The following is a 24,447-nucleotide window of genomic DNA, read 5'->3' as shown; positions in this document are numbered from 1 at the left end:
CCGTCATCCCTCACATTGCAGCTGTTGCGGTTGCCGGCCAGCGGCCGGCACTACCCCCGGTGCAAGGGATCTGACCCCGGGCCGGTCAATCGCCGTCGGTTTCGTCCGGGTGGGCCTTCCAGTAGCCGGTCGAGCGGATCCAGTCGCGCGGCACGCCCAGGTGGCCTTCGATGAACTTGCGCATCATCCGGGCGCGACGCGATTCGGTGGCGATCCAGTAGAAGACATCGCCGTCCGGTGCTTCGAAGTCGGTCAGCATGTCTTCCAGCAGCGTGCTGCTGGCCGCCGGGAAGCCGTTGCGCTCCAGCCAGTGGATGCGCACGTTCTCGTACTGCGGCAGGTCCTGGCGCTCGGCTTCATCGCTCACTTCGATGAAGGCCTGCACCTCGGCGCCGTCCGGCAGCACGTCCAGCCAGCGGGCGATGGCCGGCAGCGCGGTTTCATCGCCGATCAGCACATAGGCGTCGTAGCTGTCGGCCACCACGAACGAGCCGCGCGGGCCGCCGATCACCAGCACGTCGCCCGGCTGGGCCTGCTCGGCCCACGGCCCGGCAATGCCCTGGTCGTGCAGCACGAAGTCGATGGCCAGCTCGCCGGTTTCGTGGTCCCACCAGCGCGGGGTGTAGTCGCGGGCCGGCGAGGGCTCCTTGCCTGCCGGGTAGCTGCGGCCTTCGGCGGTCAGTACCGGAAGCACCATCTCGCCCGCAGCGTTGGGGAAGAACAGCTTGATGTGGTCGTCGGCGCCAGGCGAATCAAAACCGGCCAGATCGTCGCCACCCAGCACCACGCGGCGCATGTGCGGGGTGACTTCCTCGGTGCGCAGCACGGTCAGTTCACGGAAGCGCACATCCAGGCGCAGGCGCGTGTTGTTGTGTTCGGTCATGGGGATACCTGTAAAAGGGTCGCGCGGGGGCGCGCGGCATGGGGGAGGACCTGGCTGGAGTCAGTCTGGCTGGGTCGTTGAAAGCGGTGATGCCTCGCTACCGGCGGTACCGTTCAGCAGGGCCGAGGCCCGCGTCAGCAGCGCCGCCACCTCGTCCGCCTCGCCCTCGGCCCAGCGGCCGTGGTGGTGCACCAGCGCCCGCTTGAACTCGCGCAGGGCGCTTGCCAGCGGCGGCGGCAGCGAGGCCTTGGTGATCTCGCGGGCGCGGTCGAAGGCGCGTCGCTGCGCCAGCCGCACCTGGGTGCGCTGCACCTTCAGCTCGAACTCGCCGGCGGCGGTGATGCGGAAGATCCGCTTGCCGTCCACTTCCTCGGCCTCGATCCAGCCGGCCTGCTCGAAGCTGGCCAGCAGCGGGTACATGGTGCCGGCGCTGGGCGTATAGGCCTGCATGAACTGGTTGCTGATCAGCTGCATCAGCTCGTAGCCATGGCGCGGCTGCTCGCCGATCAGGGCCAGCACCAGCAGGCGCAGGTCGCCACGGCTGAGCACCCGCGGCTGGCCGTTGCGGCGCGGCACCGCCGGATCGGTGGAACGGGCTCTGGGAGAGGGGGTACGGCTCATTTCGATATATCGGTAAACGAGTGTGCAAACGATATATCGATATATCGAAGCCGGCAATCATCGATCCGGCCACAAGCAGCCCCGTTTTGGGCCACGGCCGGCCGCGCGCACAGAAAAAGGGGCGCCCCTTGCGGGGCGCCCCGGCGGTACTGTGGAAGGGAGCAGGGCGCCAGGCCCATCACTCGCGACCCACGCTGGGCCCATCGGCGGTCCCGATCCAGAGGCGGCTGCGACATGTTGTCGCCGGTTCAGAACCACGCCCCGGCCTCCACCTACCGTGGTGCCGGCGTTGCCCTACAACCGCCATCGGCAGCGGTAACACTGCGTCCTGCACATGGCCGCAGCGGCCCGCAAGCGACAGCCCGCGCAGCCGCCAAGGCCCGCCGCAGGGCCATCACGGGCCCTTGCAAGCCCCTTGCGGACACTGGCCGGTTGCATCCATACGCCTGCGTAGCCAAGTGACGAAAGCCCTTGGTGCGCTACACTTTGCGGTCTAGAAATCTATACAACAGTCGCGCGCGTGCGTGCGGTTATGGGAGCGCTAATGAACTGGTTGAACGAGGTGCTGAACAACGACCCGAATCCTGTGGAAACCCAGGAGTGGATCGAGTCGTTGAAGGCCGTTATTGATGTCGAGGGCTCCGAGCGCGCGCATCAGCTGCTGGAAGGCATGGTGGAACTGACCCGTCGTTCGGGCGCCTACCTGCCGTTCTCTCCCACCACCGAGTACGTCAACACCATCGAGCCGCAGCTCGAGGCCAAGAGCCCGGGCAATGCCGAGCTGGAATGGCGCATCCGTTCGATCATCCGCTGGAACGCGATGGCCACCGTGGTCCGCGCCAACCGCAAGCCGGGTGACCTGGGCGGCCACATCGCCTCGTTCGCCTCCGGTGCCACCCTGTACGACGTGGGCTTCAACCACTTTTGGCGCGCCCCGAGCGAAAACCACCCGGGCGACCTGCTGTTCATCCAGGGCCACAGCGCCCCGGGCATCTACGCGCGTTCCTTCCTGGAAGGCCGCATCAGCGAAGAGCAGCTGGACAAGTTCCGCATGGAAGTGGACGGCGGTGGCCTGTCCTCGTACCCGCACCCGTGGCTGATGCCGGAGTACTGGCAGACCCCGACCGTGTCGATGGGCCTGGGCCCGCTGGCCGCCATCTACCAGGCGCAGTTCATGCGCTACCTGGAAAACCGTGGCCTGATCGAGAAGTCCGACCGCAAGGTGTGGTGCTTCATCGGCGACGGCGAGAGCGACGAGCCGGAAACCCTGGGCGCCATCGCGCTGGCCGGCCGTGAAGGCCTGGACAACCTGATCTTCGTGGTGAACTGCAACCTGCAGCGCCTGGACGGCCCGGTGCGCGGCAACGGCAAGATCATCCAGGAACTGGAAGGCGTGTTCCGTGGCGGCGGCTGGAACGTGATCAAGCTGCTGTGGGGCGGTTACTGGGATGCCCTGCTGGCCAAGGACAGCGACGGCGTGCTGAAGAAGCTGATGATGGAAACCGTCGACGGCGAATACCAGAACTGCAAGGCCTTCGGCGGCGCGTATACCCGCGAGCATTTCTTCGGCAAGTACCCGGAAACCGCTGCGATGGTCGCCGGCCTCAGCGACGACGACATCTGGCGCCTGAACCGTGGTGGCCACGACCCGCACAAGGTGTACGCCGCCTACCACCAGGCCGTGAACACCAAGGGCATGCCGACCGTCATTCTGGCCAAGACCGTGAAGGGTTATGGCATGGGCAGCGCCGGTGAGGCACTGAACCCGACCCACCAGACCAAGAAGCTGGACGACGAAGCGGTGCGCCACTTCCGCGACCGCTTCAACATTCCGGTGACCGACGCGCAGCTGGCCGACGGCCAGGTGCCGTTCTACCACCCGGGCCCGGATTCGCCGGAAGTGCAGTACCTGCAGGAACGCCGTGCCGCGCTGGGCGGTTACCTGCCGCAGCGCCGCCGCAAGGCCGACAAGACCTTCGTGGCGCCGAAGCTGGAAGCCTACGACCGCCTGCTGAAGAGCAGCGGCGAGCGCAGCTACTCCACCACCATGGCGTTCGTGCAGAGCCTGAACATCACCCTGCGTGACAAGGAACTGGGCCCGCATATCGTGCCGATCGTGGCCGACGAAGCCCGTACCTTCGGCATGGAAGGCCTGTTCCGCCAGATCGGTATCTACGCGCCGTTCGGCCAGAAGTACAAGCCGGTCGATGCCGACCAGCTGATGTTCTACCGCGAAGACCAGAGCGGCCAGGTGCTGCAGCAGGGCATCAGCGAGCCGGGTGCGATCAGCTCTTGGATGGCCGCCGGTACCAGCTACTCGGTCAGCAACGTGCCGATGCTGCCGTTCTACATCTACTACTCGATGTTCGGCTTCCAGCGCGTGGGCGACATCGCCTGGCAGGCCGCCGACATGCGTACCCGCGGCTTCCTGCTGGGTGGCACCGCCGGCCGCACCACGCTGAACGGTGAAGGCCTGCAGCACGAAGATGGCTTCAGCCATCTGGTGGCCGGTGGCATCCCGAACGTGCGCAGCTACGACCCGACCTTCGGCTTCGAAGTGACCGTGGTACTGCAGCACGGCACCAAGCGCATGATGGAAGACCAGGTGGACGAGTATTACTACGTCACCCTGATGAACGAGAACTACACCCACCCGGAAATGCCGGAAGGCGCGGCCGAAGGCATCGTCAAGGGCATGTACCTGCTGACCGACGCCGGCAAGCCGAAGAAGGGCGAGCTGCGCGTGCAGCTGCTGGGCTCGGGCACCATCCTGCGCGAAGCCATTGCCGCGGCGGAGCTGCTGGACAAGGACTTCGGCGTGACCGCCGACATCTGGAGCTGCCCGAGCTTCAACGAACTGCGTCGCGATGGTTTCGACGTGGAACGTGCCAACCGCCTGCATCCGGAAGGTGAGCAGCGCAAGGCCTACGTGACCGAGCTGCTGGAAGGCCGCCAGGGCCCGGCGATTGCCGCCACCGACTACGTGCGTGCGTATGCGGACCAGATCCGTGCGTTCGTGCCGATGTCGTACACCGTGCTGGGTACGGATGGGTTTGGCCGTTCGGATACGCGTGCGAACCTGCGTCGGTTCTTCGAGGTTGACCGGTACTACATCGCGCATGCCGCGATTGCGGCGCTGGCGAAGGAAGGGAAGATGACCGCGAAGGATGTGGCCCGGGCGATCAAGCAGTACAAGATTGATCCGGAGAAGGCTAATCCTGTTGGGGTTTGATTAGCGGGATACTCAGTGAGGGTGGCATTTGCCACCCTCACTTGTATTGAGAGGGAAGGGATGTCCATAAAAGCCGAATTGAGTAATCTCTTTGGATCCAGGTCTTCTGGGCCATTTCTTTTTTTGGGCTCAGGTTTTTCCAGGCGCTATCTAGGCCTGGAAGATTGGAAAGGTCTTTTGCAGCGGTTCTGCGGTCCGGATCGACCTTTTGAGCGATATCTGGCTACCGCGAATAGTGACTATCCCCTAGCAGCCAAAGCGGTTGCGCGAGATTTCAATGAGCGATGGTGGACTGAGCCGGGATACGAGGAAAGTCGTTCGATCAACAAAGATCGAATTCATAGCGAATCTTCCGCGCTGAGAATTGAGATTTGCAAGTATCTCTCTAATTTGAATCTTCAGCTGGCCATGTCTTCTGATTTTAAAGAAGAGGTGGAGATGTTGACCCGTCTCAATGTGGATGGTGTCATTACAACCAACTGGGATGGCCTAATCGAAGAAATCTTCCCGGGATATAAGGTCTACGTTGGACAGAATGAGTTGCTATTCTCCAGTCCACAGGAGATCGGCGAGATCTATAAAATTCACGGCAGCTGCTCTGAGCCGAGTTCATTAATGTTGACGTCTGACGACTATGATCTGTTTGCCTCACAAAATGTGTATCTCGCAGCTAAGCTCATAACGGTATTTGTTGAACATCCGGTAGTATTTATTGGGTACTCTTTGTCTGACATCAACATAAAGAGTCTGCTGCGATCAATATCGCTTTGTATTGGCCCGGGGAATGTTGATAGGCTGCGAAAGAATCTGATATTTGTTCAGCGCCCGGAGCCGGGTGATTCGGATTCAGTTTCAGAGACGTACTTCACCATAGATGGGGTTCAAATCCCCATGGTGCTCGTTCGGACTAATGACTTCGGCTTGGTATATTCCGCAATAGAATCAACAAAGCGAAAGATTCCAGCTCGCGTCCTTCGGTTCTGTAAAGAGCAGATGTATGAGGTAATCAAGTCTTCAGATCCCGGTGCGAAGCTCTGTGTGGTGGACATGGAGTCAATTAGCGATTACTCGGAGATTGAATTTGTTGTAGGTGTGGGGGTCGTTTCCAAGGGGTTGTCTGCCGTTGGCTATACATCCATAACCGCCTTAGACCTGTTCTCGGATCTCATAATAAAGGATCGCTCCTACGACGCGGAATCTATCCTCCGGACAGTCATTAAGAGTGCAGGAAAAAATAGCCCCAATGTTCCAGTTTTTAAATATCTGCGCGCCGTGGGGGTGAAGAGTCTTGCCGAGTATAATAAATCTGACTTCAAGTTGGATAAGTGGGTTGTTCGTCCAATTCGCGATTACAGGGCTTCTGATTATTACCAGAGGGGATTCAAGTCAAAGTGCAAGGGCATGGATTCATCTCAGATTATATCGACATTTTCTCCTGAGCACGCGGCTGCGTACATAGGGTTTCTTTCTGTTGATAAAATTGACCTCGGCGGGCTCGGAGCATTTCTTGCCGACAATTTTGAAACCATGAGAAATGCTAATTCGACGTACGCAAGTTATTTTCGGAAGCTGGCTGCGTACTACGATAAGTTACGTTGGGGTTGGTGACGGTCATTTAATTAATGCTTAAACAGGGAGGTGTGCGTTGAAGGCTGTATCAGTCATAAATTTTAAGGGCGGGGTGAGCAAGACTACTCTTTCGCTCCATTTGGCGTGCTATCTCGCTGATACATCTCGTGTCCTCGTCGTAGATGTCGATCACCAGTCTAGTCTCTCAATAGTAATATTAGGTCAGCGCCTGTGGAATGATTCGGTCGCCAAGAAGCTGACTATTAATAATCTTTTTGAATCTTTCTCCAGTAGAAAAATTCAGATGCCTGGCGACGAAATAATAGTGAAGAATCCTTTCAATGCTAAGGATGGTCGATACGATTTTTACCCTAGCCTGGATTTCGTTTCTGCACAATTTGAGCTGGATGACACTGAAATCGATCTAGCATCAACGAATTTCGGGAATGCATCTCTTTCCGACTGGGAAAAGCGGACGCTCATCTCAAAGTGGCTCGATGAGATTGATGCGCACTCGAGGTATGATTATGTTATTTTTGACTGCCCGCCTGCCACCAAAATAGTTAGTCAGAACGCATTGGCCGCCAGTCATTCGTACATTGTTCCCGTCATTCCTGACGAGCTATCTTCTCGAGGTGTGACGCATTTCCAAGGGTTGGTGGACTTAAAGATAGATAAGAAACTCGAGTATTTGAGGCAATCGGCAAGAGTTCCAGACAGCGACGTTCCAGCTGCATATGTCCCCACAACGAGAATGGCGGCCATTGTGCCATCACTCGTTAAGACTGCCGGCAATGCTGCATCGGGAATGACCAACATCCATACCGAGCGACTCGCCGGCCTAAGGTCTCAGTGGGGAGTGGCCGTTACCAATGAAGTCGGTCGTCACTACATCGGCGTCCCTGAATCTGTGAACGCTGGTTGGCCTGTTTGGAAGTATTGGGGTGCAAATGCGACGCTCGACGTCAAATCAATGATGACAAAAATTTGCACAGAGCTTAAGCAGAGGATTGACTCAGCGTGAAAAAGAGTAATTCAAAATCGAATCCATACAAGGTGCTGGCTGCGTATGTTCGAGCCATTGAGCCCGTTCTTCATAGTGCCGGTCCAGAATCTGAGGAGCTTGTAATCGCAGCGCGCCGCCTTTCGAGATTTCTCGCAAAGACGGCGTTGAATGAGATTGAGGGGGCGCTGGAGGTAAGAGGTGGTGCAAAAAGATCTGAGCCAGACTTGGAATCGTTACTCAGACTTAGCAATGATCAAATTTCACGTGCGATCTCTGATGGAGTCTTTTCACGGCGCGAAATGGAGCTACTAGCCATTCATCGATTTGGAGTTCCTGCAGGATCGATGAGGAGTTTTCCCAATCTCCATATTCTCGGTGAAAAAATAGTAAGCATGGTGGAGAATGAAAATGCGCATGAAGTTATTCGCGAGGCGGCGCGGCGTAGTTAAATACTCCCGGGGTAATGCCTAATTGTGGCCTGAAAGAATCGGCACAGAGGGGGGCCCTGCTCCAGGTCTGTCGTGGTGATTCGTCAGTGGTGCTGGGTAGGTGGAGAGCTCTGTTCTTCCATGGCAGATGTATTTGCCCCGCGTGCGCAACCCGCTTCCACTGCGGGCAGAGCACTGTAGACGAACAGAGGCAATCGATAGAACTCTCAGATGGCGTCCGCTTGTGCCAAACGACGAACTGCGCGACGCTATTCCAAGCCAGAGAAGCGGCCGAACAGGAATCCCAAGCGACGGACGGAAAGGACCAGCGGGACAAAGAGTTGCGTGCTATCTACGTGCGCCGCGGACAGAGGGCATTTCGTCGCAAGCTATTAAAGGCCTATGGCAAGGTGTGCGCGGTCACGGGCTGCAAGATTGCCGAGCTTCTTGAGGTGGCACACTTCAGCCCCTATCGCGGTGACCACACCAACAAAGTCGACAACGGGCTGCTGCTGCGAGCGGACGTTCATGCCCTATTTAATCTTGGTCTGCTGTGGAACAATGAGCATTTCGCAGTTCAAATCGCTAACAGTGCACGGCGATCTCCCTACGATGAGTTGCACGGCGTCCAGCTGCGGAAGCCTCCGATGCCTGCCGACAAGCCCGGTGCAAGGCTGCTTGAAGATCACGCTAGAGTTTCAGCAGAGCGCAGCAGGAAGAAGCAACAAACGAGAGGCTCCTAAGCAGATGGATCAGGTAAGAGGAATCGGCAATCAAGCGACGAATCGCATTCTTTGCTTCCTTAGCCAGCTACCTCTCCGATTGCAGACAACCCGCAGCGCGACTGTTTGGTAGATCCACCCCTAACGCGGGGGCTGTGGCTGAACAAGGGCCTGCGGCATTTAAGGCGTGCAATCGGGTATCACGACTTCGCCTGCGGTTCCACTGCGCACTAGAGAGGGCGTCTAGCGTGGCGCCCAAGCTGCTGTACTCATTTCCAGTCTGGGTACGCCTGTTCAGAGACAGTTCGCGTACTCCAAATCGATAGCACCGGCACGACGCAAGGGACATCAGTTTCCGCATGTGCATACAGCACAATCACAAGCTGCTCCAACGAGTTGTCCACCACCATCACGGGCTTGCCGTCGCAACTGACCTCGAAGTACCTCTCTCCCAAGTGCCGCGTGTCCAGCACCTGGCCCCCGCTCACAAGCCGAACGGCCTCCTCGCGCATGACAGCAAACTCAGCGTCGGAGACTTTCGGAAAGGTCCGCAGTTGCAAGCCAGCCTTGGGTACATGACAGCTGTCGATCGCCGCACACAGCGCCGCCAACAGGACGACGCCATAGATCACAGGCCTCATTGGACGCTCTGCAGATAGGAGGTGGACCAGAAACAGTACGGTTGGCCGATAGCGCGCGGAGAGTCAGCAATCACGCGACAGATCGCTGAGTCCAACTGGGCTACCTCTGCCCCTGCACCCGCTCCGTAGCCATCACAGTCAACGCCACACACGCCATCTTCAACCCCTCCATCACCCGATCCCCCACGTACTCTTCGTCGGTGCCGTTCTGTCGCGTGCGCTCCGCCGCCAGCATCAGCTCCGCCACCACGCGCAGGCCACCCAGCGCGCAATCCGCATCGGCCATCTGCATGCTGCGCCCGAGGCTCAGATTGCGCTCGGGCCAGGGCTGCCCATCGGCAGCGGCGCCCGCGCCAATGCGATGCAGTGTGGCGATAAATCCAAGTGGGTAGGGGGAGGATGCATCTTCGTGATCGGTGTTGGCCGGATCGCGTCGGGTGTTCACACCGGGTAGCTTCGTTGCACTCATGGCAATGCTCCGTACAGGACAGAAAGCAGCGCCACCGATAAAGGTGGCGGACGGTGCGGGCTCGAAAACCGGTAAATGCCAGACCGGCGGGTCCGAAGACCCCCACGCACCGCCCGCCATGGAACGCGAACGGATTGCCAGCCGGCGCCACACAAAAGGTGACGCCGGCTGGCGAGCGGCTACAGCTGGCAGTTACACGGGTTTTCGAGTCCCGCGCCACCCTTTTCCGGTGGCACGCCAAGAGATACCCGCGCAGCTGCCAAATGCCAAGAAAATCCAGAACCGGCGACTGCCAGTGCTGACGCTTTCGGCATTGTCGCACACGGTGTTAAGCCATCAAGCGATTGCGCCGCAATGGTCTTGAAGGACTTGGCGTTTTTGACCCAAAGCACAGAAATGCCCGCGGCCACGCCTGCGGTGCAGGCCAGTTACGACAGGCTGGATCAGCGGTTCAGGAGGCAGGCGCCTCGGCCGCCGGCGAGAAGATCAAGCGCACCCGAACCCGCGCATGCTTCGCGACACCTTCAACCACGACCGGATCGAAGCGCCACTCACCCACCGCATCAAGCGCCGCACGATCAAACTCCCGCCGCCCGCTGGACCGCGTCACCATCACGTTGGTTACGTGGCCCAGCTCATCCAGCTGAGCCACCAACCGCACCTGCAAAGCAAACTGCGGCAACGTGTCGGCGGCAGTGACCGGTGCCGTTGAATACACCACCGCAGGCGCCTGCTGCAGTTTGAAGGTGGGGTTGTCCCCGGCTTCTACAAACACCTCCGTGGAAATACGGGGGTCTGTATCCATGGCCATGGCAGGCATAGCGCCCAGCAGCATCAGAACGAGGGTCAGTGCTAGGGCAGCGTTCAAACGGGGCATGCGTGGTTTCCATTCCGGTGCGGTAACAGCATAGCGTCCGCCTCCACGCAGTGATCTGAATGCCGAATCCGCGCGCCTGCCATACGCGTGCAGACGCACGCCACGCCCCCCACCTGTTAACATTCCCCCCGCAACCCAGCCAGCCCACCCCGCGCAAACCGCGCCGGAGCGGGCCGTCGCAGTACGGCCCAGCGAGCCAGGACACCCTCCCGTGCCCTTTCAAGGATGCTCGCATGTTCCCTCATTCCGCTCTCCGCTCGGCCGCCCTGGCCCTTGCCGTCTCGCTCAGCCTTGGCGTGCCCTCTGCGTTCGCCGATAACGCCCCCGCCGCAAGTGCCAGCACCGCCGTGCAGCGCCAGGCCGTGGCCAAGGGCCTGTACGAACTGGCCTACAGCCCGAAACAGAACGCCGTGTTCGTCGCTTCGTCCGGTGGCTTCGGCGATGACGCCGGCCCGGCCCAGGTGCTGCGTCTGAACCCGGCCACGCTGGCCGTGGAAACCCGCATCCCGCTGGAGCGCAAGGCGTTCGGCGTGGTGCTGGATGACGCCCACAATCGCCTGTACGTGGGCAATACCGTGGACCTGTCGGTGACCGTGGTGGACACCGCACAGAACAAGGCCATCGGCACCATCCAGCTGATGGAGAAGAAGACCGGCAAGGACGGCAAGGCCGCCTACACCCATGACCTGCGCGAGCTGGTGGTGGACAGTGCCGGCAACCGCTTGTACGTGACCGGCCACAGCAGCCAGCCGGACGTGAGCAGCGTGCTGTTCGTGATCGACACCACCACGCTGAAGGTGATCAACACCATCGACGGCCTGGGCAACGCCAAGGCGCCGGGCCTGGCGCTGGATGCGGCCAACAAGCGCGTCTACACCAGCAACCTGCTGGCCGACCTGGTGGTGGTGGGCACCGATTCGAACAAGGTGGTGGCCCAGCACAAGATCGCCGCCGAGCAGCCGATGAACATCGCGCTGGACCCGGCCGGCAAGCGCCTGTTCGTGACCGACCAAGGCTCGGAATTCCTGCGTGGCTACCAGGCCAAGAGCAGCGGCCTGGTCAGCAAGCACCCGGGCCAGCGCGTGCTGGTGCTCGACCGCAGCACCGGCAAGGAACTGGCCAGCATCCCGACCGATGCCGGCCCCCTGGGCATCCTGCTGGACGCACCGCGCAAGCGCCTGTACGTGACCAACCGCGAAGCGGGCACGGTGACGGCGTACAACAGTGACAGCTATCAGAAGGTGGCCACCTACAAGGTGCCGACCCACCCGAACAGCCTGGCGCTGGATGCGAAGAACAACGTGTTGTTCGTGAGCATCAAGAACGGCGAGAAGGATGATAAGGGCGCTGACGAGAGCGTGGCGCGGATTCAGTTGTAAGGCACAAGGTACGGCCCCGTCCTAATGTGGCGGGGCCGTTCGGGCCCTCTTTCACTCGATACGGTAGCGATAGGCCAGAGGTTGCAGGCGATCATTCGAGATCAGCCAGGGCTGTTGAACGTGGTCAGTGCCACCCGTTCCAATGGGCGTGCCGTTCTGTGTGTGTAGCTGAATGCCGTAAACAACGAACAGGGCGTTGTTGGGATGATGGTTCAGATGATGCTGAACCTCGTTCTTCGTAAGCACAATATCGCCCAGTCCACCGGTTGTGCCCTTAACCTCGACGTAGTGTGTTTGGCTGTCTTTGACGATCTTCAGGTCGTAAGGCGCGTGGTTACTGGTGTCCTCAACTGCATAGCCTTTGCCATGGAAGTAGCTCTTGGCCAGTGCCATCGCGCGTAGCTCCACGGCACGGCGTTCCGGTTGCGTAAGCCCAAAGCCTTGGCCTGTTTTCTCGCGACCTGAAGCGGCCTCCTCGATGGCCTCCACCACCGCAATGACGTCTGGTGAGGTCTGCCCGCTGCGCTTCTGTGCGGGTTCACCGCGATAGATGCTCTTCAGGCGCCGCGCCATAGAGAGCATGTCAGCTCGCAGTTGCTCATCGGGCGGTACCTCCGCCTTCGGATAGAAGTACGAAACTACGGTGGTTCTCTCGTAAGCCTTTGCCAGGTCGCCAAAGCCAAGGGTCATGGAATGGTGGACGCGCGGATCGTTGGGAATATCGCTCGCCAGAACCTCACGCGCCCACGTTGTCAGGCGCTGGGCTTCATCGGTAGACCGCTTGATGAAGTCGCCATCCACGTTCTTGGTGGAGGCATGCGAGAGCGCTAGGTAAACCCCGGAGCCGTCTTCCCGGAACAGCCACACCACATACCAGCCATCAGTGGCCTTGGGGGATCGAACTCGCGAAGCAAACCGCACCCACGGCACAAGTGCCCTTCGACCGACGCCATCTCCCCCTTCAAGCAGGAAGTCGCCCTGTGCGATATCCGCCGCGGTGCGAAGCGCCTCAGCATCTTCTCGAAGGATGGAGGGAAGTTGGTGCCTGATGATCTGGCCGCGCTCGTTCATGGCGGTGGTGGCCAGCGAGCTGTACTCAGATTGCAGTTCCATGACCCTGCGCAACTCTTCCCTGATTCCCATCCCACACCCTGCACGGTTTTCGATAGGCGCAATTAATGCATGCAGGCCTATCCATCTGCAATGCGTATCAAGTTGGTGTTGATTGCGACGGGGATAGTCGCAGGCCGGCGTTCTGAGGGTTTCGGGCTACGCGGACACCGGGCCTAGAGCGTGAGTCCGCCGATCTGGTGCGGAGACGATGAGGACGCAGCTACGCTCAGCGATGCTCGTCGGGATCGGCCTGTTTGCCGGGCAGTCGGAAGAGCCTTTAGAGAGTCAGATCATCCTGATAGCCGCGATCACACTAGGACTACTTGCAAAAACCCGCTTTTCCCGCCCGACGCCTATAGCCGCTCACTAGCCTCCTTCCCCAGCATCAAGCGAGGGAGCGCGCATGCAGCGGGTTGTGATCGTGGTCGGCGACCGCACCACCGGTGGCGGCGAAGTGTTAACCGGTGCGCCCAGCACCTTCATCAACAACATCGCCATCGCGCGCGTGGGCGACAAGGCCAGTTGCCCGAAGCACGGTGGCTTCTTCGCCATCGTCACCGGCGATGAAAGCTTCCTGATCGATGGCCAGCCGTTGGCCCGCCACGGGGATTCGCTGGCCTGCGGTTGCCGTCTGCTGGCCTCGCGGCAGAGCACGGTGACGGTGGAAGCGGGCGGAGGCGCTGGGCCGCAAGCGGCGTCCCCACCGTCTGGCAACGCTGCACCGTCAGCGGGATTCGTACCCTCAGGCACCGCTGCGCATGAGCCTGACGTAGCGCCACCCAGCAAGCAAGACATCCTGCTGCACTACCACTACGGTGACCTCGACCGCACGCCGGTACGGGGCGTGGGCTACCAGGTGATGCTGCCCGACGACCGGGTGGTGACCGGCCAGTTGGATGACGCAGGCCGCGCACGCATCCCGGACGTTGTCGTTGGCCCGGTGCAGACGCTCCAGTTGCTGTTTCAGCCTGACCTGAACGATGACGACGATGCGCCCATCCTCGCGGCGCGCGCGAAGCTCAAGTCAGCGCTGGACGCGATCGTTGCGCAGACCCGCAGCGATATGGCCACGGCGTGGCAGCAATGGGACGACGCAGGCGCGCTCAAGCGCTGGGGCCTACAGCGCGGCAATCAGGCGCTGGGCACCGGGCAGGGCGCCTGGGACTACGTGGTGGGAACGGTCGAGACCGCCGTCGATTTGGCGGTGTTGATGTACAAGACCGACCGCGAGATACGCGAATGGACGCGCCTGCTGCTGACGGGCGACCGCGATGCCATGGACCGCAAGATCGCCACGATGCGCGCGGCGGGCGACACCGTGATGGCGGCTGCCAGCGAAGCCAAGGAACTGTTCAACCTGCTGATCGAAGATCCGGCCATCACCCAGCAGCTACCGGCCTTCGCCGTGGCCTGGTGGGACGCGGTGCCACCGGACGAACAAGAGAATGTGCAGGCGCGTTTCGGCGCGCAGATCATGATGGATGTGGTGGTCTCCATCCTGCTGGCCGCGGTGACGGTGGAGCTGGGGGGCGCGGCGGGGTTTGGCTACGCGGCAGCCAAGGCCGGGCGAACGGCCATCCGAATCGGCTCGCGACTGCTGCACCTGATGGAGGAAGTGGAGGACGCGTTCAAGGGATTGGCGAAGGCGCTGAAGCACCGCAAACGCCGACAGGCAGATGGCAACCGCACGCCCGATGGCAATCGGAATGTGGAGACGCCACGGCTACCCAGGCGCATGCCGCGGAAGCAGCTGCCGTGCTTCAGCCCGCAGAAGCTGCCAGCATCGAAGTACCCGGAGATGGATCGGCAGTTGAAGGGGCAGGAGCAGGGGCTGAACGATATGAGTGTGGAGGATTACCTTGCTGGTAGAACAGCTTTTGATCCGAAGAACCGAGACAAGAAGGCCGCTCAAGACGCAAGGGAGAGGCACAGAAGCAAGGTTGAGGAAGAGAGGTTCAGAGAACTGAACACCCCGGACCGCTCAGCAAGGGAAGCGAGGCGACTGGCGGCGGAGCATGCCGATGAGCAGATGAGGGTTCTAAATGCGCTTCACAATCCTGATCTGATTGCAGGTGGCAAGGACAGAATTGATGATTTCGGCGATGGAGAGGTCAATCAAACCATTGGCCGGCAATGGAGTCGTGCCAGGAAGGACCAAACTACGCGGGTTCAGGAATTGGATGAAGCAGCAAGGCAAGTGCCAGTGGGCGAGAGAAGGTCAACCAGAATGAACGGCGGGCTGGAGCGATGCAGATGATCGAAATGGTCGACGAAGAGTTCGAGCTCTTCTACGTGGACGAAGGCTTCGGACCAGCAGTGGACACGCGGCCGGTGTCCCAATCGAAACTGGCTCATTACCAGGGAAAGCTGCCAGGGAGGCTACTGGAGTACTGGAGAGCGTATGGCTTTTCCGGTTACGGCCGTGGACTGTTCTGGATGACTGATCCTGATGACTATTCCGAGGTTCTGAAGAGCTGGCTGTACGGGACCGAGTTCTATGGAAAAGACGACTACTACGTCATTGGTCGAAGTGCATTTGGTGATATGGAAGTGCTGGGGGCAAGAACAGGGCTCAGGCTGACCATTGACTGCAAATGGGCAATGATCTTCCCGAGCGAAAACTCACGCTGGATGAGTGAGCGAGGAGCGGACTTTCTGGTGGCATCGTGGATAGCAATGGTGAAGCGGTCCGGCCAGGATCAAACCGACGAGAGGAATGAGCCCCTTTTCCACAGAGCCGAGAGGTTGCTAGGCCCGCTGTCGTACGACGAGATGTATGGCTTCGTCCCGGCACTTGCACTCGGTGGGCCATGCCGGCTCGATCACCTGAAGAAGGTCAATGCCGCCGAACACCTGCTGTTCCTCGCCCAGCTGGGAGAACGCCGGGTCATGGCCGACATTGTGGCTGAGGCCAAGAAGCGAGGGCTGTGAACCAGCGGGTCAGGACGCCTAATCCATCCACCGAACCACAGCCGAGCGTGGGCTCGGCTCTACATGACGTCGCGCCGATCAATCCGCCGGCCGATGGTCATAGCTGATCACCCGCTCCACCTGCCACTGCCCATCCACCCGCCGCCACACCTGGATGAAGCGCGCCTGGCCGGTCCAGCGCTCCACGCCCTTCGCATCGCGCTCGTGGAAGCGGTGATCGCCGATCTCCAGCGCCCGCTCGTCGTGCAGCGGAAACACCTGCAGCGAGCTTTCCACCAGCTCACGGCGCAGGTGCGTGTGGTTGGCGCGGTTGCTTTCGCACAGGGCGGCCACGCTGCGCCGGAAGTCGTCGCGGTTGCTGGCGGACTTGCCGGCCTTGTCATGGAAAAACTCCATGTCTTCGGTGGTCATCGACGCGGCCTTGTCGGCGTCGCAGGCATCGAACGCGGCGGCGAACAGCTGCGTATCGGCCTGGCGGATCTGTTCGCGCAGGCTGTTCGGCGCGGTCGGGGCAGCGGCAAGGCCGGCGGCCAGCAGGGGCAGGGTGAGCAGCAGCATGGCGAATCTCCCGGAAGTGGTCCGCGCAGGCTGGCACGCCCCACCGCACCCTGCCGCCGTGCTGCGACGAAACCGGCGCTGGACGCGATGAAACTGGTATCTGGCGGGGCGGGCGTCCCTTCAGCCTGTGCACGCCGTGTCACAGCGCGCCGCGATTCCCTCACGGGCGGCATAGGGGCGGGGTTCTAGCCTGCAACTCTTCCCTTCCACAGGAGCCCCCATGCCTGCCTCCCGCATCCGCCTGCACGTTGAAGACACCGGCGGCGATGGCCGCCCGGTCATCCTGATCCACGGCTGGCCGCTGTCAGCCGATGCCTGGAAGACGCAGGTGTCTATCCTGCGCGATGCCCAGTACCGGGTGATCAGTTATGACCGACGCGGCTTCGGCCGCTCCGAGAAGCCCGCTGACGGCTACGACTACGACACGTTGGCGGCGGACCTGGCCGCGCTGATTGAAGAACGCGACTTGCGCGACGTGACGCTGGTCGGTTTCTCGATGGGCGGTGGCGAGGTGGCACGCTACGTGGCCAACCACGGCGAGGACCGCCTGCATAGCGTGGTGTTCGCCGCCGCCGTGCCGCCTTACCTGCTGAAAAGTGACGACAACCCGGACGGGCCGTTGACCCAGGACAAGGCCGATGAGATGCGCAGCGGCCTGGAGAAGGACCGCGAGAGCTTCTTCGATGGCTTCACCCGCGACTTCTTCAGCGCCGATGGCAAGTTGATGGTGACCGAAGAGCAGCGCCAGGCGGCGATCGCGCTGTGCCACCAGTCCGACCAGACGGCGGCGCTGGGTTGCATGCAGTCCTTTGCCACCACCGACTTCCGCGATGACCTGAAGAAGATCACCGTACCGACGTTGATCCTGCACGGCGACAGCGATGCCATCGTCCCGTTCGAAGGTTCGGGCCAGCGCACGCACCAGGCCGTTGCGGGCAGCGAGGTGGTGATCCTGGAAGGCGCGCCGCACGGCTGCAACACCAGCCATGCCGACCACTTCAATCTGGCGCTGCTGAACTTCCTGAAGAAGTAAGCTGGCGCCATGCGCAAGACCGAAACCCCGCCGTGGAAGAAGCCCAACCCCAAGGGCCAGAAATCCCAGCCGCTGTCGCCTGCCCAGAAAGAGGCAGCGCGGCAGCGGGCGGAGGAGAACGGGCGCCCGTATCCGAATCTGGTCGACAACATGTGGGCCGCCAAGCTGCCGCGCGAGGTGTAAGCCTGGCAGCCGAGCGCGGGCTGGGCGCTAGGGGTCGCTCAGCGGTTCCCAGCCGGCGTCCATCCAGGGCGCTACCCGCGCCTGGCGCACCGAAACCGCGCCGGCCGGCAGGCCAGACCGCTGTGCCAGCTCGGCCTGCAATGCCACCGCATCCACGGCGGTGGGAAGCGCCACTTGCAATCGATCGTCGAGGTGGCGGATCTGCACCGGAAGCCGTGCGCGTGCTTCATGGTCGCCGCCGAAGCGGCCGATCGGATAGCGCATCGTTACCGGGCGCGCCAGCGGCGCCAGCGAGGGCCGCCATCGCTGCAGCACCACGGCCTGTGCCGCCACCGGAACGCGGACTTCAGCCAGCGTGACCGGGTAGCCGCGCACGCTCTCGACCATCACCTGGAAGCGCGCGCCGTCGGGCATGGCCACCACCGTGGCTGCCAGCGCAGCGATCGCCACCATCACGCCCAGCAGATGCCAGCGGCGCGGTGCGCTGGCGGGGCGGGTTGCGGTGCGCAGGCTTGGCCGACGACGCAGTGCACGTGCGTACAGGCGTCGGTCCTTCTTGCGCGGACTGTTGCTGTGCGCAGGCAGGTTCAGCGGAACCGGCGGCAGGCGGGCAACGCGCGCCTTGATCAGGCGTGACACCCCCCACGCCGCCAGTGCGAATGCCAGCAGTGGCAGCAGTGTTCGCACCACCAGGTACAACATCACCATCCTGTGCACGTCCTCACATATGCATCCACTTCAATCGACATCCTACCGATAGGCGCCAGCTGTTGTCGTATCTGCCAGCCGACAGCGGTGGTGTGGCTGGATAGCATGGCGCGTTGTTGTCATGGATGAATCGATGCGCTCTGCTGTTTCCCGCCTCGGCCGCCTGTTCGGACCGGGGGTGATGGTGTTTCTTTTGCAGCTGGTGGCGCTGCTGTCGCTTGGCCTGGGGGCCGGCTACTTCCACTCCCGCGTGGATCTGCTGCTGGTGCCGGTGGTGGACGGCTGCGGTGGTCCCGATCCCGTGGCGCGCCTGCGCGTGGCCGAGCAACTGCTGGCGCGCGCGGAAGCGCTGGATGATTGGCAACCGCTGCGCTGGATTCCGCTGGTGGGCACGCTGCTGGCGCTTCTCGGTGCGGCAACGGTCTGTGCGCTGCGTGCCATGCCCCAACAGTACCGCCTGGGCAGGCTGCGGCGTGGGCTGGTGGCGCTGCATGTGGGCGTGCTGGCGTTGGCAGGGTGGACGCTGCACCTGTACGAGGATGCGTGGAGCAGCGTGGCGAGGCTGTCGCCGGCGGCATGCCTGGTGGACCTGACCGAGCAGGGCCGGATGCCGTTGGCACAGGCCCAGCAGGTGGTGCTGCACGTGCTCACCCGCGAGTACGCCCCGTTGCAGCGCAACCCGGATGATCTGGCGATGATGGCGGTATCGCTGCTGGTGGCCGCGATGGTAGCCAGTATCGTGCTGTGGCGTGCGGCGGCCAAGGGTATGCGGACGCCTACCTGATCGCGTTACAGTCCACGCATTGCCCCGACAAGGAAGTGCTGATGCGTGCGTTGTTGCGAGCCCTGCCGTTGCTGTTGCTGTCGCTGGCGGTGCAGGCGGCCGAGGTGGACCGCCGCATTGCGGTGACCATCGATGACCTGCCGTGGGCGCGGGTGGACGAGATCGCGCCGTCGGATCTGCAGGCGCGGCATGCCGCGTTGATGGCGCAGCTGCGCCAGGCGGATGTGCCGGTGGTGGGCTTCGTCAACGAGAACAAGCTTGAGGTGGACGGGCAGGTGCAGCCTGCGCGCGTGCAGATGCTGCGCGACTGGCTGGACGCGGGCTATGTGCTGGGCAACCACACGTACTCGCACATGGACCTGAACGCCAAGGGCGTGGCGGCGTTCCAGCAGGATTTCCTGCGTGGGGAAACGGTGCTGCGGCCGCTGCTGGCCGAGCGTGGGCAGGTGCCACAGTGGATGCGCCACCCCTACCTGCGCGCCGGGCGGACTGCGGAAGAGCGCGTGCAGATGGACGCGTTCTTCAAGCAGCACGGCTACCGCGTGGCGCCGGTGACGGTCGACAACGGTGAGTGGGTGTGGGCGTTCGCCTATGCCAACGTGATGAACGAGCAGCCCGATTCCGCCGAGCGCGAGGCGACGCTGGCACAGCTGCGCAAGGGCTATGTGCCGTACATGCTGAACAAGCTGGACTACTACGAAAAGCAGTCGCAGGCACTGCTGGGCTATGCGCTGCCGCAGGTGTGGCTGATGCACGCCAACGAGCTCAACGCGGCCACGTTTGCCGAACTGGTGGCGGCGACCAAGCGGCGTGGCTATCGCTTCGTGTCGCTGGACGAAGCGATGCGTGACCCGGCCTATGCGCGTGGCGCCGAAGGCTACAACGGCCGCTACGGTCCCAGCTGGCTGCACCGCTGGGCGATGGCGGAGAAGAAGCCGAAGGACTTCTACGCCGGGGAACCGGTGGTGCCGAAGTGGGTGATGACGTTGGCGAAGGTGGATTCGGAATGAGGCCCAGCGCTGCGGGTGTTGCCCGCAACGGAGATCGCCCCCGGCGCTGAAGCATCGGATCTGCCCCGTTCACCCGGTTGGAGAATGGGGCGTGTAATCCAATGCTCCAGTGATCCTTGATCAGCCGATCGTGCCGCTCGCGCACATCTTTGACAGTTCCCCATCCTGTGAGGCGCGCTCTCTCAGCCCAGGTACCTTCTCGTAGTGCGCCTCAAGGTAGCGAATACCCGTGTCACGGCCGATGCCCACGCACTGGATCTTGGCTGCGTTGATGACAGTATCCATGCGAACCTTGCCGGTTGCGCCCGACGACAGCTGGATGGCCCTGACGATGCTCTCGTTCGCATCAGCAAGATTGGATGTGCGCAGACCGGCATATGCACGTGCGTTCCACGCCTCTGCGTTGGAGGCATCAACGGTTGTTGCGGCCTGGAAATACTGAAAGGCAAGGTTGGCCTTTCCGCTGACCAGCGCATCTCTGCCTGCTCTCAGGTAATCCTCGGCCGTGGGAGGGTGGGCAGCTGGCGCGGGGACGTTGGCCGAAGCCTGGCCTACGTCGCTCTCGCTGGAGAGGCTCAATGCGCTCGCTCGGAAGGAGATGATGCGCACTTGGACGAGCCGGAAATCCGTTTCGGAGAAGTAAGCCTTTGCTCGGTCGAGGAGGTGCAGGAATACCTGCTCGTCCCGGGACACGATCTGGGCTTCATACTTTTCCATGAATGCCATGATCATCTGATCAAGCTGTCTATCGGCCTGGCTCTGCTGGTGGCCGATGCTTGCATTCTTGAACGCTCTGTCCTCGATCCCGGTCTGCTTCTGTTCCTCCCGCCGCTGATCTTCGGAGCGCGATGCCAACTGGTGAGCGGCGAATGCAATGAAGACCATGCAGGTTGGAATCACGATCTTGCTGATGACTTCCCCGATGAACTTGCCTAGATTGGTGAATGCTGCCTTCCATGGCCGTGGGTTCGACATGCTGGTGTTCCGAGAGGCTTTCTACGCTATCGGCATGCCGGCAATGATCTTGAACCTCTGCGCTAGGCGCGGCGCACCGCCAGTACGCCGTCCAGCGCCAACTCCGCCTTGAAACCGGCCTTTTCCAGCCGCTTGGCCACTTCGCGCGGGACGTCGCGGCCGCTGGTCAGCTTGTTCGGCGCGCCGGTGTAGTGGAACAGGCGGCCGCCCTTGCGGATGACGCGGGCGAGGTGGTCGTAGAACGTCTGCGAATAGAGTTCGCCGGCAATACCGAAGCGCGGCGGATCATGCAGGATCGCGTCGACGCTGTTGCTGGCCACCTGCTCGATCTGCTGCGAGACGTCGCCGTGGCTGAACTGCAGGCGGCCCCCGGCGGCGGCCGAGTCCGGGTCCGGCGACCACGGGTTGAGCGTGCGCAGCCACATCACGTCGGCGTTCTTCTCGAGCGAGCGGATCTGGCCGACACCGGCTTCCAGCGCGCAGGCGGCGAAGTAGCCGAGGCCGCCGCAGGTATCGAGGATGATCTTGCCGGCCGGCGCGACCAGCTCGACCTTGCGGCGTGCATCCTCGAACGGCGACAGCTTGGAGGTCGGCAGCATCTTGATGCCGTCGATCTCGAAGGTGGGCGCGCCCCACTCGGTGGGCACCAGCTTGATCAGCGAGCCGCTGTAGCGCGAGATCGGCGCGAACTCCTCGCCATCCCAGTAGTACAGCGTGCGGTCCTTCAGCTTGCCCGGCCACGGGTAGACCTGGCCGCGGAAGTGGAAGCCGTCGGCATCCAGTGCCACGGTGTCCTGGCTGCGCCCCAGATCAAGCGAGCCTTGCCAGTCGGCGGCGCCCTTGTCATGGGCACGGCGCAGGGTGTCGGCGCTGTCGCGGGTCAGCAGGGGGCCGGTGTAATGGGGCACGGCGGGTACCGGGGCGGTTCGGGGGAGGGCATGGTACCGCAGCTGTTGCAGGGCCGAGACGGGGCTCGACGTGGGTACAGGTGAAGCCGTGGGTGGTTCCTTCCCCTGCAATCATGCCGACACCACGTGAGGGCTGCATGCCCTGCAGCGCGCACGAGCGTCGATGGACCTCCTGGGTTTCGGGTGGCTGACGATCGAAGTCGTAGCGCATGGTCCCATCCTCCCGCAGCAGCCAGTGCACGGTGACCCGTTCGTGGCTGCCGTCGCCGAGATCCCAATCCAGAGTGCGCATCAGCAGAATCTGGCCATCAGGTAGTTCCTGGACTTGGTCATAAGCGCCTTGGGTCTTGGCGACACCTATCGCAAGCAGCAGAAAGAGCATCATGGAACGTTCCTCAAAGACCAGAGGATGTGCCCACTCCGCGCCATAAGGCCATCAGAATCATTGCGTATTACGGGCACTTCACCGCATACACCGGCCCGGCGCCGATCAGCATCAGCGCCATGTAGTCGCTGTCGCTGGCCTTGCCCTTCAGCGTGGCGCCCTTGTTGAAATGGAAGATGCCGAAGCCCCCCGCCATGCGGATCAGTGCGCTGTCGATCTGCGCAGCGTCATCGCGGAAGTAGCGGCTGATCTCGCTGTTGCTGGCCTTGTGCAGGGCATTCGATTCGCGCTGCCACTGGCCATCGCGGTTGAAGGAGACGAAGTACTGGCCGCCTTCCTTCTCGATGCGGAAGTCGGCGGGCTTGCGCGCGCTGGTGGCGAAACAGCCCTGCAGGGGATCGGCCGAGAAGGGGAGCCCGGCATCACCGCTACAGGCGGTGAGCAGCAGGAGGGCACCGGGCAGCAGCAGTTGGAGCGTGCGCATGGGATGTCCCTACGGGGCGGGTGCGGCTAGTGTAGGCAGCACGCGGGCACGGCCCGTACAGGAATTCGGCAAGAGAAGAGGGGTTTTCGGATGGCGCAGGGCAAGGCACCGTGGTGCGGCGTGGCCAGTTGGTTGGGCATGGTGGTCGGCTGGGGCGCGGGCACAGTGGCCGCGCAGGCAGCGGTGGCGGCCGGTGGCAATGGCCTGGCCGCGGGGATGGGCGTGGCGGTGCTGGGTGCGGCGCTGGTGGGTGCCGGCTTTGCCGTGGCATCGCGCGTGCGCGGCGAGCGTTGGCCGTGGATCGGCATTGCCGGCGCGGTCGTGAGCGCGCTGCCGCTGCTGATGTACCTGCTGCGGATGATGCTGAAGCTGTAGTGGTAGTGCCGGCCACGGGCCCTGCTCGATCACTTCGCGCACTTCGGCCACCACCGGCGCGTCCATCTGCGCGTCGAGCAGGATGCGTCCGCTGTCGCGCAGCAGGCCGATCGCCCACACCGTGACCAGCACCGCGCCAACCAGGCCCATGACCGGGTCCAGCCAGGTCAGACCCAGCAGCTTGCCGCCAAGCAGGGCGACGATGGCCAGCACCGAGGTGGCGGCGTCGGCCAGCACGTGCACGTAGGCCGAGCGCAGGTTGAGGTCGTGACCGTGCGCATGGCCGTGGTGGTCGTGATCCTGCGCGTGGTGGTCGCCATGATCGTGGCCGTGCCCGTGGTGGTGATGCGCGTGGCCCGGGCTGTCGTGCAGCCACCACGCGCAGAGCAGGTTCACGCCCAGCCCGACCGCCGCGATGGCGATGGCTTCGTTGTAGTGGATCGGTGCCGGCACCCACAGCCGTTGCAGCGATTGCACGGCCATCAGCGCCGCAACACCGAGCAGTGCGATGGCACTGGTGTAGCCGGCCAGGATCTCGATCTTCCAGGTGCCGAAGGCGAAGCGCGGGTCGTGTGCATAGCGGCGCGCACAGCGGTAAGCGAACACCGACAGGCCCAGCGCGAGCGCGTGCGAGCTCATGTGCCAGCCGTCGGCGAGCACGGCCATGGAGTTGAACCACCAGCCGCCGATGATCTCCACCAGCATCATGCCGACGGTGAGCCACAGGGCGCGGCGGGTGTTGCGTTCGGCCAGCGGGTTGCCGCCGTCGAAGCGGTGTTCGTGGCGACGGGCGGCGGCGAGGGTGTCCAGGTGCATGTCAGACCCGAGGGGTAGAGGGAATACCCCCATAGGGTATATGATCCCGCCATGGCGCATGTACACAAGAACCGAAAGCAGCTGCTGACCCGGGTACGCCGTATCGGCGGCCAGGTGGCGGCGTTGGAGCAGGCGCTGGACCGGCCCGAAGGCCAGGCCGGCGACTGCGCGGACGTGCTGGTACAGGTCGCCGCGGTGCGCGGCGCCGCCCACAGCCTGCTGATGGAGCTGCTGCACGAGCACCTGCAGGAGCATGTGGTGGGCGCGGAAGATCCGCAGCAGCGCGCGGCCGAGGCCGAGGTGCTGGTGGAGCTGCTGCGCCGCTACGGCAAATGACCGGGTAGTGCGGGGGGGGGG

The 24,447-nt window shown here is 62.5% G+C and carries 25 protein-coding genes and 1 pseudogene; 14 read left to right on the top strand and 12 right to left on the bottom strand.

Annotated elements, in window-relative coordinates:
• Nucleotides 1-85: 85 nt before the first annotated feature.
• Together O0J73_RS12570 and O0J73_RS12565 are read right to left on the bottom strand one after the other, a co-directional pair.
• Nucleotides 86-883, bottom strand: coding sequence for a siderophore-interacting protein (locus O0J73_RS12570; RefSeq protein ID WP_197564262.1), 798 nt, complete (start codon nucleotides 881-883; stop codon nucleotides 86-88).
• Between the two features lie 60 nt (nucleotides 884-943).
• A complete protein-coding gene (locus O0J73_RS12565) occupies nucleotides 944-1,504 on the bottom strand; it encodes a PadR family transcriptional regulator (protein ID WP_133936412.1) in 561 nt (186 codons plus the stop codon).
• Nucleotides 1,505-2,048: 544 nt separating this feature from the next.
• On the opposite strand from O0J73_RS12565, the gene aceE reads away from it, so the two are divergent.
• The 5 genes from aceE to O0J73_RS12540 all read left to right on the top strand — a co-directional run bounded on the left by aceE (nucleotide 2,049) and on the right by O0J73_RS12540 (nucleotide 8,482).
• On the top strand, nucleotides 2,049-4,736 hold the full coding sequence (gene aceE, locus O0J73_RS12560; protein WP_046984452.1) for a pyruvate dehydrogenase (acetyl-transferring), homodimeric type: 2,688 nt from the start codon (nucleotides 2,049-2,051) through the stop codon (nucleotides 4,734-4,736).
• A 21-nt stretch (nucleotides 4,737-4,757) separates the two neighbouring features.
• The gene (locus O0J73_RS12555; RefSeq protein WP_308308830.1) at nucleotides 4,758-6,344 is read left to right on the top strand and encodes an SIR2 family protein; all 1,587 of its coding nucleotides are present in this window, start codon (nucleotides 4,758-4,760) and stop codon (nucleotides 6,342-6,344) included.
• A gap of 37 nt (nucleotides 6,345-6,381) precedes the next feature.
• Nucleotides 6,382-7,329, top strand: a complete 948-nt coding sequence (locus O0J73_RS12550) for an AAA family ATPase (protein WP_308308829.1) — start codon at nucleotides 6,382-6,384, stop codon at nucleotides 7,327-7,329.
• Nucleotides 7,326-7,760, top strand: a complete 435-nt coding sequence (locus tag O0J73_RS12545; protein ID WP_135968421.1) for a hypothetical protein — start codon at nucleotides 7,326-7,328, stop codon at nucleotides 7,758-7,760. Before O0J73_RS12550 ends, O0J73_RS12545 begins: the two co-directional genes overlap by 4 nt.
• A gap of 320 nt (nucleotides 7,761-8,080) precedes the next feature.
• Nucleotides 8,081-8,482 (top strand): HNH endonuclease signature motif containing protein, encoded by a 402-nt coding sequence (locus O0J73_RS12540; protein WP_308308828.1) that lies wholly within the window; start codon nucleotides 8,081-8,083, stop codon nucleotides 8,480-8,482.
• A 248-nt stretch (nucleotides 8,483-8,730) separates the two neighbouring features.
• Here the strand turns inward: O0J73_RS12540 and O0J73_RS12535 are convergent, their stop codons facing one another.
• From O0J73_RS12535 to O0J73_RS12525, 3 genes are all read right to left on the bottom strand, one after another.
• Nucleotides 8,731-9,102 carry a hypothetical protein gene (locus O0J73_RS12535; protein WP_308308827.1) on the bottom strand — a complete coding sequence of 124 codons (372 nt, stop codon included), beginning with the start codon at nucleotides 9,100-9,102 and terminating at the stop codon, nucleotides 8,731-8,733.
• Nucleotides 9,103-9,202: 100 nt separating this feature from the next.
• The gene (locus O0J73_RS12530) at nucleotides 9,203-9,571 is read right to left on the bottom strand and encodes a hypothetical protein (protein ID WP_308308826.1); all 369 of its coding nucleotides are present in this window, start codon (nucleotides 9,569-9,571) and stop codon (nucleotides 9,203-9,205) included.
• Nucleotides 9,572-10,022: 451 nt separating this feature from the next.
• Nucleotides 10,023-10,448: an energy transducer TonB gene (locus O0J73_RS12525; protein ID WP_308308825.1), complete on the bottom strand. Its 426-nt coding sequence runs from the start codon at nucleotides 10,446-10,448 to the stop codon at nucleotides 10,023-10,025.
• Between the two features lie 233 nt (nucleotides 10,449-10,681).
• Between O0J73_RS12525 and O0J73_RS12520 the strand changes: the two genes are divergently transcribed.
• Nucleotides 10,682-11,827: a YncE family protein gene (locus O0J73_RS12520; RefSeq protein ID WP_040009068.1), complete on the top strand. Its 1,146-nt coding sequence runs from the start codon at nucleotides 10,682-10,684 to the stop codon at nucleotides 11,825-11,827.
• Between the two features lie 51 nt (nucleotides 11,828-11,878).
• Here the strand turns inward: O0J73_RS12520 and O0J73_RS12515 are convergent, their stop codons facing one another.
• Nucleotides 11,879-12,940: a DUF3578 domain-containing protein gene (locus tag O0J73_RS12515; protein ID WP_308308824.1), complete on the bottom strand. Its 1,062-nt coding sequence runs from the start codon at nucleotides 12,938-12,940 to the stop codon at nucleotides 11,879-11,881.
• Nucleotides 12,941-13,343: 403 nt separating this feature from the next.
• Here O0J73_RS12515 and O0J73_RS12510 point away from each other — a divergent pair, with 403 nt between their 5' ends.
• Complete coding sequence (locus tag O0J73_RS12510; RefSeq protein ID WP_308308823.1) at nucleotides 13,344-15,197, top strand: PAAR domain-containing protein; 1,854 nt, start codon at nucleotides 13,344-13,346, stop codon at nucleotides 15,195-15,197.
• The gene (locus tag O0J73_RS12505; protein WP_308308822.1) at nucleotides 15,194-15,871 is read left to right on the top strand and encodes a GAD-like domain-containing protein; all 678 of its coding nucleotides are present in this window, start codon (nucleotides 15,194-15,196) and stop codon (nucleotides 15,869-15,871) included. Before O0J73_RS12510 ends, O0J73_RS12505 begins: the two co-directional genes overlap by 4 nt.
• Nucleotides 15,872-15,949: 78 nt before the next feature.
• Here the strand turns inward: O0J73_RS12505 and O0J73_RS12500 are convergent, their stop codons facing one another.
• Complete coding sequence (locus O0J73_RS12500) at nucleotides 15,950-16,429, bottom strand: DUF4440 domain-containing protein (protein WP_308308821.1); 480 nt, start codon at nucleotides 16,427-16,429, stop codon at nucleotides 15,950-15,952.
• Nucleotides 16,430-16,649: 220 nt separating this feature from the next.
• On the opposite strand from O0J73_RS12500, the gene O0J73_RS12495 reads away from it, so the two are divergent.
• Both O0J73_RS12495 and O0J73_RS12490 read left to right on the top strand, forming a co-directional pair.
• Nucleotides 16,650-17,462 (top strand): alpha/beta hydrolase, encoded by an 813-nt coding sequence (locus tag O0J73_RS12495; RefSeq protein ID WP_308308820.1) that lies wholly within the window; start codon nucleotides 16,650-16,652, stop codon nucleotides 17,460-17,462.
• Between the two features lie 9 nt (nucleotides 17,463-17,471).
• Nucleotides 17,472-17,645, top strand: coding sequence for a hypothetical protein (locus O0J73_RS12490; protein WP_187299790.1), 174 nt, complete (start codon nucleotides 17,472-17,474; stop codon nucleotides 17,643-17,645).
• Between the two features lie 27 nt (nucleotides 17,646-17,672).
• Here O0J73_RS12490 and O0J73_RS12485 read toward each other — a convergent pair whose 3' ends face one another.
• Nucleotides 17,673-18,353: a hypothetical protein gene (locus tag O0J73_RS12485; RefSeq protein WP_308308819.1), complete on the bottom strand. Its 681-nt coding sequence runs from the start codon at nucleotides 18,351-18,353 to the stop codon at nucleotides 17,673-17,675.
• A gap of 133 nt (nucleotides 18,354-18,486) precedes the next feature.
• Here O0J73_RS12485 and O0J73_RS12480 point away from each other — a divergent pair, with 133 nt between their 5' ends.
• Nucleotides 18,487-19,137 (top strand): hypothetical protein, encoded by a 651-nt coding sequence (locus tag O0J73_RS12480; protein ID WP_308308818.1) that lies wholly within the window; start codon nucleotides 18,487-18,489, stop codon nucleotides 19,135-19,137.
• 41 nt (nucleotides 19,138-19,178) lie between these two features.
• On the top strand, nucleotides 19,179-20,147 hold the full coding sequence (locus tag O0J73_RS12475) for a polysaccharide deacetylase family protein (RefSeq protein ID WP_308308817.1): 969 nt from the start codon (nucleotides 19,179-19,181) through the stop codon (nucleotides 20,145-20,147).
• A gap of 120 nt (nucleotides 20,148-20,267) precedes the next feature.
• Here the strand turns inward: O0J73_RS12475 and O0J73_RS12470 are convergent, their stop codons facing one another.
• The 3 genes from O0J73_RS12470 to O0J73_RS12460 form a co-directional block, all read right to left on the bottom strand.
• Nucleotides 20,268-21,122: a hypothetical protein gene (locus tag O0J73_RS12470; protein WP_308308816.1), complete on the bottom strand. Its 855-nt coding sequence runs from the start codon at nucleotides 21,120-21,122 to the stop codon at nucleotides 20,268-20,270.
• A 62-nt stretch (nucleotides 21,123-21,184) separates the two neighbouring features.
• On the bottom strand, nucleotides 21,185-22,030 hold the full coding sequence (locus O0J73_RS12465; protein ID WP_308308815.1) for an MnmC family methyltransferase: 846 nt from the start codon (nucleotides 22,028-22,030) through the stop codon (nucleotides 21,185-21,187).
• A gap of 452 nt (nucleotides 22,031-22,482) precedes the next feature.
• Nucleotides 22,483-22,899 (bottom strand): hypothetical protein, encoded by a 417-nt coding sequence (locus O0J73_RS12460; protein WP_006437853.1) that lies wholly within the window; start codon nucleotides 22,897-22,899, stop codon nucleotides 22,483-22,485.
• A 90-nt stretch (nucleotides 22,900-22,989) separates the two neighbouring features.
• Here O0J73_RS12460 and O0J73_RS12455 point away from each other — a divergent pair, with 90 nt between their 5' ends.
• Complete coding sequence (locus O0J73_RS12455; RefSeq protein ID WP_006437851.1) at nucleotides 22,990-23,274, top strand: hypothetical protein; 285 nt, start codon at nucleotides 22,990-22,992, stop codon at nucleotides 23,272-23,274.
• A 6-nt stretch (nucleotides 23,275-23,280) separates the two neighbouring features.
• Here the strand turns inward: O0J73_RS12455 and dmeF are convergent.
• Nucleotides 23,281-24,090, bottom strand: a pseudogene (gene dmeF / locus O0J73_RS12450) (CDF family Co(II)/Ni(II) efflux transporter DmeF); the annotation flags it as partial.
• A 51-nt stretch (nucleotides 24,091-24,141) separates the two neighbouring features.
• Between dmeF and O0J73_RS12445 the strand changes: the two are divergent.
• Nucleotides 24,142-24,426 (top strand): metal-sensing transcriptional repressor, encoded by a 285-nt coding sequence (locus O0J73_RS12445; protein ID WP_053448637.1) that lies wholly within the window; start codon nucleotides 24,142-24,144, stop codon nucleotides 24,424-24,426.
• The last annotated feature ends 21 nt before the right edge of the window (nucleotides 24,427-24,447 follow it).

This window comes from Stenotrophomonas sp. Sm6012, assembly GCF_030985895.1.
GTDB lineage: Bacteria > Pseudomonadota > Gammaproteobacteria > Xanthomonadales > Xanthomonadaceae > Stenotrophomonas > Stenotrophomonas forensis.
The sequence above is the reverse complement of the archived record's forward strand: the minus strand, read 5'-3'. Positions and strand labels throughout refer to the sequence as shown.